This window comes from Streptomyces sp. NPDC051738 (assembly GCF_044453205.1).
Taxonomy (GTDB): Bacteria; Actinomycetota; Actinomycetes; order Streptomycetales; family Streptomycetaceae; genus Streptomyces.
This window is the reverse complement of the sequence record NZ_JBITCM010000009.1, coordinates 303882-314830: the sequence shown is the minus strand read 5'-3', so window position 1 is coordinate 314830 and position 10949 is coordinate 303882. Positions and strand designations below refer to the sequence as shown.

The 10949-nt window shown below is 70.4% G+C and carries 9 protein-coding genes and 1 pseudogene; 6 read left to right on the top strand and 4 right to left on the bottom strand.

Annotation, left to right across the window (positions count from 1 at the left end; genetic code table 11):
• Positions 1–9: 9 nt before the first annotated feature.
• Positions 10–486 (bottom strand): hypothetical protein, encoded by a 477-nt coding sequence (locus tag ACIA8X_RS23200; RefSeq protein ID WP_399459008.1) that lies wholly within the window; start codon positions 484–486, stop codon positions 10–12.
• Positions 487–650: 164 nt separating this feature from the next.
• Here ACIA8X_RS23200 and ACIA8X_RS23195 point away from each other — a divergent pair, with 164 nt between their 5' ends.
• From ACIA8X_RS23195 to ACIA8X_RS23180, 4 genes are all read left to right on the top strand, one after another.
• A complete protein-coding gene (locus tag ACIA8X_RS23195) occupies positions 651–1241 on the top strand; it encodes a hypothetical protein (RefSeq protein WP_393458064.1) in 591 nt (196 codons plus the stop codon).
• Complete coding sequence (locus ACIA8X_RS23190) at positions 1216–2520, top strand: ABC transporter substrate-binding protein (RefSeq protein WP_393458061.1); 1305 nt, start codon at positions 1216–1218, stop codon at positions 2518–2520. The genes ACIA8X_RS23195 and ACIA8X_RS23190 overlap by 26 nt, the downstream gene beginning before the upstream one ends.
• Before the next feature lie 96 nt (positions 2521–2616).
• Positions 2617–3066, top strand: a complete 450-nt coding sequence (locus ACIA8X_RS23185; RefSeq protein ID WP_399459007.1) for a hypothetical protein — start codon at positions 2617–2619, stop codon at positions 3064–3066.
• Between the two features lie 7 nt (positions 3067–3073).
• Complete coding sequence (locus ACIA8X_RS23180; protein ID WP_393458055.1) at positions 3074–4114, top strand: helix-turn-helix transcriptional regulator; 1041 nt, start codon at positions 3074–3076, stop codon at positions 4112–4114.
• A 43-nt stretch (positions 4115–4157) separates the two neighbouring features.
• Here the strand turns inward: ACIA8X_RS23180 and ctaD are convergent.
• Positions 4158–5651 (bottom strand): annotated as a pseudogene (gene ctaD, locus ACIA8X_RS23175) (cytochrome c oxidase subunit I); the annotation flags it as partial.
• A 482-nt stretch (positions 5652–6133) separates the two neighbouring features.
• On the opposite strand from ctaD, the gene ACIA8X_RS23170 reads away from it, so the two are divergent.
• Positions 6134–6349, top strand: coding sequence for an I78 family peptidase inhibitor (locus tag ACIA8X_RS23170; RefSeq protein WP_393458052.1), 216 nt, complete (start codon positions 6134–6136; stop codon positions 6347–6349).
• Between the two features lie 132 nt (positions 6350–6481).
• Here the strand turns inward: ACIA8X_RS23170 and ACIA8X_RS23165 are convergent, their stop codons facing one another.
• Together ACIA8X_RS23165 and ACIA8X_RS23160 are read right to left on the bottom strand one after the other, a co-directional pair.
• The gene (locus ACIA8X_RS23165; protein ID WP_399459006.1) at positions 6482–7510 is read right to left on the bottom strand and encodes a phosphatase PAP2 family protein; all 1029 of its coding nucleotides are present in this window, start codon (positions 7508–7510) and stop codon (positions 6482–6484) included.
• 261 nt (positions 7511–7771) lie between these two features.
• Positions 7772–8938 (bottom strand): mannosyltransferase family protein, encoded by a 1167-nt coding sequence (locus ACIA8X_RS23160; RefSeq protein WP_393458046.1) that lies wholly within the window; start codon positions 8936–8938, stop codon positions 7772–7774.
• Between the two features lie 259 nt (positions 8939–9197).
• Here ACIA8X_RS23160 and ACIA8X_RS23155 point away from each other — a divergent pair, with 259 nt between their 5' ends.
• Positions 9198–10805: an MFS transporter gene (locus tag ACIA8X_RS23155; RefSeq protein WP_399459005.1), complete on the top strand. Its 1608-nt coding sequence runs from the start codon at positions 9198–9200 to the stop codon at positions 10803–10805.
• The last annotated feature ends 144 nt before the right edge of the window (positions 10806–10949 follow it).

Sequence of the window (10949 nt, the reverse complement as noted above, 5' to 3'; positions counted from 1 at the left end):
CCGTCTGCCTCAGTCGTCCGCTTCGGCGGGCTCGCAGATCGGGCACGGGCCCAGTTCGCCGCTCCTCACCAGCTTCGTGTCGACGGGGACGGCGTCCGCCTTGCCGGCGACCAGGGGGCAGTCCGCCCGGTGCCAGAGGGTGCCACCGGGCACCATCAGCAGGTCCCCGCTGACCGCGAGCGGCGTCGTGGCCGACGGCCCGGACTCCTCGGCGTCGGCGGGCTCGGCGGCCACCAGAAGGCCGTACAGCTCCTCCCCCCGCGCGGCGGCCAGCGCGCCCCGGCCGTGGGTCAGCAGCACCGATCCGGCGATGATCAGCGCGGCGCCGGGCACCGTGCAGGACGCGAGATACGGCAGCTGCCGCTCGGCGAACCGTTCGCCGGAGATGCCGTACCAGCCGATGACGCACAGCACCGCACCGGCCGCGAGCGCGGCCCAGCCGGCCCAGATCGCGGGGTGTACGGTCCGCAGTCGGGCTGTCCGCATCGCTGGCTCCCACACGTCGGGTTTGCGTGCATGCACATCGGATTTCCGCGCATGTGCCTGGCCCTATTCCATGTACGCCAATGGACTTGCACTATGCCTTCTGCAAGCTGACCCTGAAAGCACCGGGCACAGGTGGCCCGGATCGACACCCGGTGGTGAGCCAGATGGTTCTCGGGAGCGACGTCAGGCGAGGGAAGGCACCCAGGGGGCGCGGCCCATCGGTGGCCGGACAGGGGATCGTGCTCGCCGCGGCCCTGCTCCTCTTCCTCACCCCGGCCCTCGTGGCCTGCAGTGACGACGAGGGGGGCGGCGGCAACGAGACGCCGCCGACACCGACGGTCGAGCAGACGGAGCGGACGGAGCCGGCCGAGCGGTCGCCGGCCGCCACGGCGCCCGCCGACGCGGGAGCGGCCGAGACGGAGATCAAGCAGAACTGGCAGAGGTTCTTCGACCCGGCGACGTCCATGGAGGACAAGCAGACCGTCCTGGAGAACGGCGACCGGATGGCGCCGGTCCTGCAGGCGTTCAGCGGTGACGAGCGCGGCGGGCAGGTCCAGGCGAAGGTCTCCAAGGTCGAGTTCACCTCGCCGACCGAGGCGAACGTGACGTACGACCTGACCCTGAAGGGCGCGACCGCCCTGCCGGACGCCTCCGGAACCGCCGTCGAACAGGACGGCACCTGGAAGGTGTCCGCCAAGACGCTGTGCGCGCTGGTCCAGTTGAGCGGCAATGGGTCGCCGATCCCGGAGTGTTGAGGCGGCGATCGCCGTGGTGGTGCTGGCTCTGAGTACGGCGTGTGGCAGCCGGCTGCCGGAGAGCGACTTCGAGCACCGCGACCGGAGCACTCCCTCGGCGCCCGCCGGCGACCGCACCCCGATCCGCGTCGGCATCATCACCAGCGTCACCAGCCCGGTCGGAGGCAACGCCTTCACCGGCCCGCGCGACGGCGCCAAGGCCTTCTTCGACCGCCTCAACGCGCGCGGGGGCGTCGACGGCCGCCGCGTCGAGGTGCGTGAGTGCGACGACGGCGGCAGCGGCGTCGGCAACAACGAGTGCGTGCACGAGCTGATCGACGAGGAGAAGGTCGTCGCCCTGGTCGCCACCACCGCCCTGGACTACGCCGGCGCCGCACGCGTCTCGCGCGCGCGCGTGCCCGACATCGGCGGCCAGCCCATCGGGGCCGCCTACGACACCTACCCGCACCTCTACGGCATCTACGGCAGCCTCGCGCCCCGCGACGGCACCACCGGCTGGGACGGCGAGCAGTACGGCGGCACCGAGGTCTACCGCTACTTCAAGCGCGAGCACGGCGCCCGCACGGCCGCCGTCGTCTCGTACAACCAGCCCGCGTCCGCCGCCTACGCCCGGCTCGTCGAGCGGGGGCTGAAGGCCGAGGGCTATGAGGTGGTCACCGAGCAGGTCGACTTCGCGCTGCCCAACTTCCACGCGGTGGCGGCCGATCTGCGGGAACAGGGCGCCGACCTCGTCTTCGACGCCATCGACAGCCACGGCAACGCCCGGCTGTGCGAGGCGATGGACGACGTCGGCGCCGAGGTCACCGCCAAGGTCACGAACGTACAGAACTGGACGTCCACCGTCGCCGAGGACTACGAGGACGCCCCGCGCTGCCGCAACGCCCTGTGGGCGACCGGGTCGTCCCGCGGCTTCGAGGACACGGGCCGGTCCGCCGTACGGGAGTTCCGGGACGCCACGAAAGGGCTGAAGACGCACTCCCAGTGGCAGCTGGAGGGCTGGGCGGCGGCCATGTGGTTCACCGATGCGGCGAAGGCGTGCGCCGGCCAGGGCGTCCAGGGCGTCACGCGCGCGTGCGTCGACGACTTCATGAACCGCAGCCAGGGATACACCGCCGACGGCCTGCTGATCCCGGTCAGGTTCGAGCGGCTGCCCGAGCCGCCGAAGAGCCGCCGGACCTGTCTGTCGGTGGCCCGCTGGGAGGACGGCCGGGGCTGGGTCTCCCAGGGAGAAATGAACGACACCTGCTTCGAGGTGCCGCAGCTGTCGTACCAGCCATGACGGGGCGTCACGGGCAACCCAAAGGCCGTGTCGCCGGTCCAACCGACAGACCAGAACAGAACACAGACCAGAAGGCGGAGGGAGGAACCGCACCGGATGACGATGTCTGTGTCGCGAGCCGTACCCCTGCGCGCCGACTGCATCGCGGATTCGGCGGGCGGGCTGACCTTTGATGTCACCGCGGCCGTGGCCACCGAGGCGGCCCACCTCGTCTTGCGCCATCGCGAGGGCCACGAGGAGGTCACCCTGCCCCTGACCCCGGCCACGACGGGCCGCCTGCGCGCCGCGCTCCCCAGCAGCGTGGCCCTGCCGGAGGGGCACTGGGACGCGTACGCCAGCGTGACGGAGGAGGAGTCGGACCATCGTCTGGCGCCGGGTGCCATGGACGTGCATCCCGCCGCTTCCCGAGTCCCGTACGAGACCCGGCAGGGAAACCTGAGCGTCGAATGCCGGGTACCGGCAACGCCGTTAGGGGCGCGGGGAACTGCGCGACCAGCCACAATGGACCCGCACTCGCCCGCGATCCCTGCACCCCCGAGCTATTAGGCGCCCCATGCTGGACACCTCCGCAAGGTTGCTGCGGCTGCTCTCCCTCCTCCAGGCCCACCGAGAATGGTCCGGCGCCGACCTGGCCGACCGCCTCGGCGTCACCCCCCGCACCGTCCGCCGCGACGTCGACCGCCTCCGCGAGCTGGGCTACCCCGTCAACGCCAGCCCCGGCACAGGCGGCGGCTACCAGCTCGGCGCCGGTGCCGAGCTGCCACCCCTGCTGCTGGACGACGACGAGGCGGTCGCCGTCGCCGTCGGCCTGCGCACCGCCGCGGGCCAGGGCATCGAGGGAATCGGCGAGACCTCCGTACGCGCTCTCGCCAAGCTGGAGCAGGTCCTGCCCCACCGCCTGCGCCGCCGCGTGGGCGCCCTCAACGCCTTCACCGTGCCGATGCTGCGCGGCCCCCAGCCCTCCACCGTCGACCCGGCCGTCCTGACCGAGCTCGCCAACCTCTGCCGGGACGCCGAGCGCCTCAGGTTCGCGTACCTCAACCACGAGGGCGCCTCCACCCGCCGCATCGTCGAGCCGCACCGCCTGGTGTGCAGCGAGCGCCGCTGGTACCTGGTCGCCTGGGACCTCGACCGCGACGACTGGCGTACGTTCCGCGTCGACCGCATCACCCCCAGGCCCCCGCACGGCCCGCGCTTCACCCCGCGCACCCCGCCCGCCGAGGACCTCGCCGCGTACGTCTCCCGGGGCGTCTCCACGCGCGCGTACGCCTCGCACGCCGTCATCCGGCTGCTGGTGCCCCTGGAGGTGGCCGCCGCGAGCATCTCGCCCACCACCGGGCAGCTGGAGGCGGACGGTCCCGACAACTGCCTCCTGCGCACCGGCGCCGGGAGCCTCGACGTGATGGTGATCCACGTGATGCTGCTGGGCTTCGAGTTCGAGGTCGTGGAGCCGGCCGAGCTCGTCGAGGCGATCAGGACCGCTCAGGGCCGGCTTGCTCGCTCTTTGGCTCGGGCTGCGGAGCCTCCAACGCGTGCGCCGGGTGGTGCAGGTCGAACGCCGGGGACTCGGAGCGGATCTTCGGCAGCACCGTGAAGTTGTGCCGCGGGGGCGGGCAGGAGGTCGCCCACTCCAGGGAGCGGCCGTAGCCCCAGGGGTCGTCGACCTCGACCTTCTTGCCGTACTTCGCGGTCTTCCAGACGTTGTAGAGGAACGGCAGCGTCGACAGGCCGAGCAGGAACGCGCCGATCGACGAGACCGTGTTCAGCGCCGTGAAGCCGTCGGCGGCGAGATAGTCGGCGTAGCGGCGCGGCATGCCCTCGGCGCCCAGCCAGTGCTGCACCAGGAACGTGGTGTGGAAGCCGACGAACAGCGTCCAGAAGTGGATCTTGCCGAGCCGTTCGTCGAGCATCTTCCCGGTGAACTTGGGCCACCAGAAGTGGAACCCGGCGAAGATCGCGAAGACGACCGTGCCGAAGACGACGTAGTGGAAGTGGGCGACGACGAAGTACGAGTCGGAGACGTGGAAGTCCATCGGCGGCGACGCCAGGATCACCCCCGTCAGACCGCCGAAGAGGAACGTCACCAGGAAGCCCGTCGCCCACAGCATCGGGGTCTCGAAGGACAGGGAGCCCTTGATCATGGTCCCGGTCCAGTTGAAGAACTTCACCCCCGTCGGGACGGCGATCAGGAAGCTCATGAACGAGAAGAACGGCAGCAGCACCGCGCCCGTGGCGAACATGTGGTGCGCCCACACCACCATCGACAGACCGGTGATCGCCATCGTCGCCCCGATCAGCGTCAGATAGCCGAAGATCGGCTTGCGCGAGAAGACCGGGATGATCTCGCTGATGATGCCGAAGAACGGCAGCGCGATGATGTACACCTCGGGATGGCCGAAGAACCAGAACAGGTGCTGCCACAGCAGCGCCCCGCCGCTGCCCGCGTCGAACACCACCGAGCCGAACCGGCGGTCCGCCTCCAGCACCAGCAGCGCGGCCGCCAGCACGGGGAACGCCATCAGGATCAGGATCGACGTGAACAGGGTGTTCCAGACGAAGATCGGCATCCGGAACATCGTCATGCCGGGCGCGCGCATCCCGATGATCGTGGTGATGAAGTTGACCGCGCCGAGGATCGTGCCGAAGCCGGCCAGCGCCAGGCCCATGATCCACAGGTCGGGGCCGATCCCGGGGGAGCGCTCCAGACTGTTGAGCGGCGCGTAGGCGAACCAGCCGAAGGAGGCCGGCCCGGTCGGCACGATCAGTGAGCCCATCACGATCAGGCCGCCGAACAGGAACAGCCAGTACGAGAACATGTTCAGCCGGGGGAAGGCCACGTCCGGGGAGCCGATCTGCAGCGGCATCAGCTCGTTGGCGAAGCCCGCGAAGGTCGGGGTCGCGAACAGCAGCAGCATGATCGTGCCGTGCAGGGTGAACAGCTGGTTGAACTGCTCGTTGGTCAGCAACTGCATCCCCGGCCGGGCGAGCTCGGCCCGCATCAGCAGTGCCATGACACCGCCGGCCAGGAAGAACCCGAACGACGTGATCAGGTAGAGATGCCCGATCTTCTTGTGGTCGGTGGTGGTCAGCCAGTCGACGATCACACGGCCGCCCGGCTCCCCGCTTCCCATGGGCCGTGCCGTCCCCTGTACGGTCTGCGTCCCCATCGCTCGCTCGCCCCTTCGCTCGTCGCGCCCCGGGCCCGCTGAAGCCCGCGCGGCACGCGCCGACGCGAGCTCACGCCATGATGCTCGCGGCGGCAGCGCTCCGACAGGGGGCGTACGGGGGTCTTGTGCCGGAACCATGTACTTTCTGTGCGGAACCGGCTCCCGCGGCCGGCGATTAATGCCGGGGAAAACGAGTTCGGGGGCAGTTCTCCCGGAACTTTTCCGCCGGGTTATTGGCGGGGTCGTCGCGACACGCGGAAATTACGATCGAATGCCTGCGGAAGGCCTATAGAACCGCTCGTTGGTGTGACGAAGTGAGGCTGAAACGCGTGTCGTGATCCTGTGACAAAAGCGTGACCCGAGAGGGACGTGCGACTCGGATGGCCACTACAAAGGTTCATGGTCCGCTCTGGCCCGATCCTTCGGACAGGCCCTAGCGTGGCGGCATGGCACCCATTCCGAAACCCCCTGCCGAACCCCAGGACAACCCGGACACCTACGTCGGACTCGGCGCCGACAGGGCCGAGCGGCTCGCCCGTGACCGAGGGTGGTCGACGGTGCGTTCGCTGCCGCCGGGGGCGATCATCACCATGGAGTACCGCTCGGGCCGGCTGAACTTCGAGGTCAAGGACGGCCAGGTGGCGCGGGCCTGGAAGGGCTGACGAAGGACTGACGAAGGACAGACGCAGGGTTGGTCGACAGCGACGGCCCCGGCTCCTGGAGAGGAGCCGGGGCCGTCGCTGTACGGGGCGGTTGTGCGTACCGAACCCCCGCTGTCCTGTGCTGTCCGGTGCTCAGCCGCCCGTCAGCGGTCGGGCCGCAGGGGCCGCGCCACGGGCCAGACGCTCCTGGTGGGGCGGGCGGCGGATGCTGACCGGAGTGACCGGTGTGCGCTCCGAGCGGGTCGTGTGCGGACTCGGCGCCAGCTGGAACGGGTCGCGCGGTGAGCGGGCCGCGGAGGCCGCCTCGCGTGCCGCGGCCTCGTCCTCGGCGGCAGCCGGGCACGGCTTGAGCCGCACCGGCACCTCGACCGGAGCGGGTGGCAGCTGTGCCGGGACGGCCTGCCGACCTGCGCGCCAGCGGTCGCGCTGATCGAAGATCCAGGTCTCCGCGCGTGCGATCAGCGGCTCGAACCACGGCAGCGCCAGCAGGATCAGCAGACCCGCGGCCCAGCCGAGCAGCACATCGCTCAGCCAGTGCGTACCGAGGTAGACCGTGGCGAGGCCGACGCCCAGCGAGGTCACCGCCGACAGGGCCGACAGCCAGCGGCGCGCTCTCGGGGTGGAGGCCAGGTAGGCCAGGATTCCCCAGGTCACCACGGCGTTGGCGGTGTGGCCGCTGGGAAATATATCGCCGCCCAGCCACATCTCGTTGGAGCCGATGTCGGTCGCGTAGTGCGGGCCGAGGCGGCCCATGCCGAGCTTGGCGGCACCGACGGTGATGTTCAGCAGGAGCAGTGAGACGCCGAGGGCGAGCAGCGGCCGCAGCGTGTGCTGGCGCCATGAACGCCAGCCCAGCCAGGCCGCGACCATCACCGCGGTCGGGCCGCGCTGGCCGAGCACCACGTAGTAGTCGACGAACGCGTGGATCTCGGCCCACTGCTGGTAGGGCCGGAAGAACATGACCTGCCAGTCGAGCCGGACCAGCCATGAAGTGATGACGACGGCCCATACGATCGCCACATAGAAGGCCAGCGTGGCGGCGAACAGCACGATCCGGTGCCGGCTCGTCTTCGGCACGTCGATGTGTGCCGGACGTTCCGGTTCCCGGTCCAGCCTGGCGAACACCCGGTCCAGACGGGTGAGGGTTCGTTCGGTACGCACCCAATCGACGTTACAGCGAGTGAGCTCTGTTCCCGTGCGATTCCGCCGGTTTGTGATGACGATGTGATGTGGGATTCCTCTCAGGGAGGGGTTTATTTCCTCGGAATCCACAATCCCCGGGCGCTCTACCCTTCATTTCCTTTGATCATTCTGATGCGGTTGTTTTTCGCCGCTTATGAATTCGTTCACCGAATGCTGGGCCGGAATTATCCGAGTGCTCACCGACGGTCAGGCGCCGGTCGGGCACGGGTCGGGCGCCGGTCAGGGCGGACCGGAGCCGTTCAGCCAGAACGCCCCGTACACGGCCGAGGCCACAGCGACCCCGGCCAGCACCCCCGCCGACCTGGGCGTACGCAGCCGGGACAGGGACAGCGCGAGGGGCAGCAGCAGAGGGAACGCGGGCAGCAGCAGGCGCGGTTTCGAGCCGAAGTAGCTGGAGGCGCACAGGGCGAGCGCGGTGACGACACCCCCGTACACCAGGAGCGGGAGCGGCTGGCCCTGCCGTACGCAGACGACGTACAGCCACGCCACCAGCCCGACCCCGACGATCAGCCCGACCCCCGCCAGGGCCGACGGAAACGACGTGAACTTGTCGGCGACGAACCGGGCGAAGGCGTAGCCGCCGTCGAAGCCGTTGCGCCAGCCCGCCTGGACGTCGAGATACCCGAGGGGCCCCTTGCCGGTGCGGTGGCCGACCCAGAGGACGTAGCCGGCGGTGCCGAGGGGAGCGAGGAGCATGCCGAGGGCGCGCGTCGCGCGCCGGGGGCCGTGCGGCACCGGCGTGCTCCGGTCTCCCACGAAAGAGGCGATGCCCGCCGCCCACACCGCCGCGACGACGGCGATCCCCACCGGGCGGGTCAGGCCCGCCAGCAGCGCCAGGGTTCCGGCGGTCAGCCAGCGGCCGGTCAGCACCGCGTACAGCGACCAGGCGGCGAGCGCGGTGAAGAGCGACTCGCTGTACGCCATCGACTGCACGATCCCGACGGGAAGCACCGCCCACAGCAGTACGGCGCACACCCCCGCCCGACGGCCGTACACGTGATCGGCGACCGCGAAGATCCCCCAGGCCGCGGCGAACGAGGCGAGCAGGCTCACCGCGAAGCCCGCGTCGGCGTGCGACAGCGGGGTCAGGGCTGCCCCGAGCCGCTCCAGCCAGGGCAGGAGGGGGAAGAAGGCCAGGTTCGAGTGCACGTCGCCGTTCGGCATGTGCACCTCATAGCCGTAGCCCTGCTCCGCGACCCTCGTGTACCAGAGCGCGTCCCAGCGGGCCGTCAGCAGCGTGTACGCGCTCTTGTCGCGCGCCCCGCTCCACAGGGCCAGGGCGAGCAGGCCCAGGGTGCGTACGGCCGCGTAGCCGAGGAGGGCCGGGGCCGCGCGGCGCAGGGCCGACGGGCCGGTCGGTGCCATGCGCGTGTCAAGATCGGTCACGGGCTCGATTATCGACGGTGGGCCGAACCGGACCGCCCTCCGGTCCGTGCTGACCTGGAGGGGAGTGGCGTACGCCACACGCGTTCTGTGCGAGGTCTGAGAGGTCCGCCACTCGGCACCGACGGGAACTCGCGTAACCTGACGAGTCACTCGCCCTTCGTTGCGCGGGCCGGAGACCACCGCTCCTCTCCGGCCGAGTCACAGGGAGTCCCCACCCCGTGAGCCCGCCGAGGGAGAGGAAACACTGGGAGGTACGTACATGTCCGGGACGACCACGGCTGCCGCTGCGCTGCGCCGTCGGGCGGCCGGGGCCGGTGCCAACCGCTGGGTCGTCCTCGTCGTCCTCTGCGCCAGCCTGCTCCTCGTCGCGGTCGACGCGACCGTGCTGCACGTGGCGGTCCCCGCCGTCACCGAGGACCTCAGGCCCGGCGCGATAGAACTGCTCTGGATCGTCGACATCTATCCGCTGGTCTGCGCCTCGCTGCTGATCCTCTTCGGCACGCTCGGTGACCGGGTGGGCCGCAGGCGCGTCCTGCTCCTCGGATACGGCCTCTTCGGCATCGCCTCCGGCCTCGCGGCCATCGCGCACGACCCGCAGGTGCTCATCCTGGCCCGCGCCCTGCTCGGCGTCGGCGGCGCGATGATCATGCCCGCGACGCTGTCGATCCTGCGCCAGGTCTTCCCGGACCGGCGGGAGCGTGCCCTCGCGATCGGTATCTGGAGCGCCGTGGCCGCCGTCGGCGCGGCGGTCGGGCCGCTGCTCGGCGGCTTCCTGCTGGAGCACTTCTGGTGGGGCTCGGTCTTCCTCGTCAACATCCCGTTGATGCTGGTCAGCCTTCCGGTGGGCCGACTTCTGCTGCCCGAGTCCAAGGGTGACGGCAAGGGCCCCTGGGACGTGGTCGGCGCGCTGCTCGCGGCGGCCGGACTGTTCGGCGCGGTGCTGGGCGTGAAGCGGCTCGGCGGCGGGGAGTCGGTGGACAGCGTGTTCACCGTGGCACCGCTGGTGATCGGCGCGGTGCTGCTGTTCCTCTTCGTACGACGGCAGCGGCGCCGGGCGCATCCGCTGGTCGACCTGCGGATGTTCGCGCGACCGGCGTTCAGTACGTCCGTCGGGTGCATCGTGCTGGCGATGCTCGCGCTGGTCGGGCTCGAACTGATCGCGGCGCAGTATCTGCAGCTGGTGCTGGGTCTTTCGCCGCTGGAGACGGGGCTACGGCTGCTGCCGCTGACCTTCGCCGCGATGGCGGCGGGGCTGGCGGGGGCGCGCATGCTACGACGGTTCGGGCCGCGGCGCATGGTGTGCGCCGGGTTCGGTCTGACCGCGGCCGCGGTAGTGCTGCTGACGGCCATGGGCAGGTCGGACAACCCCGGGCTGCTGCTGTTCGGGTTCGTGCTGCTCGGCTTCGGGCTGGAGACGACGCTCTTCGGGGCGTACGAGTCGATGCTGAGCGAGGCTCCGCAGGAGCAGGCCGGTGGCGCGGCGGCGATCGGTGAGACGTCGTACCAGCTGGGGGCCGGGATCGGGATCGCGTTGCTGGGCAGCGTGATGAACGCGGCGTACGCCCCCGGGCTGGCGCATGTGGGGGGTGTGCCCGCTTCTGCCTCTACGGCCGCCTCGCATTCGTTGGGGGAGGCGTACGAGGTTGCCGCGCAGCTGGGCGGGCCTGCGGGGGATGCCCTGCGGCATGCGGCTCGGGACTCCTTTGTGCACGGGCTGCATGTGACGTTGCTGGTGAGTGCGGGGTTGTTGCTGCTGGGGGCGGTGATGGCGTTGCGGTTGCCGCGGGCCATGCAGTGCGAGGCGCCTGCGGTGGAGGCGGAGATTCCTGGACCTAGGGAAGTTGTGGAGTCCCGCGTCTCCGCTTGACCAAGCCTTCTCCCACCCACGCACCACCCGTTTCCAGTCCGTTGACAAGTGGACGTCTCCTGTGGGGGTTCCCCGCCGTCGGCGGCTTGCGGTGCGTAGTGCGTAGTGCGTACTGGACGTGCGGGACACTGCGTCGTAGCGTCT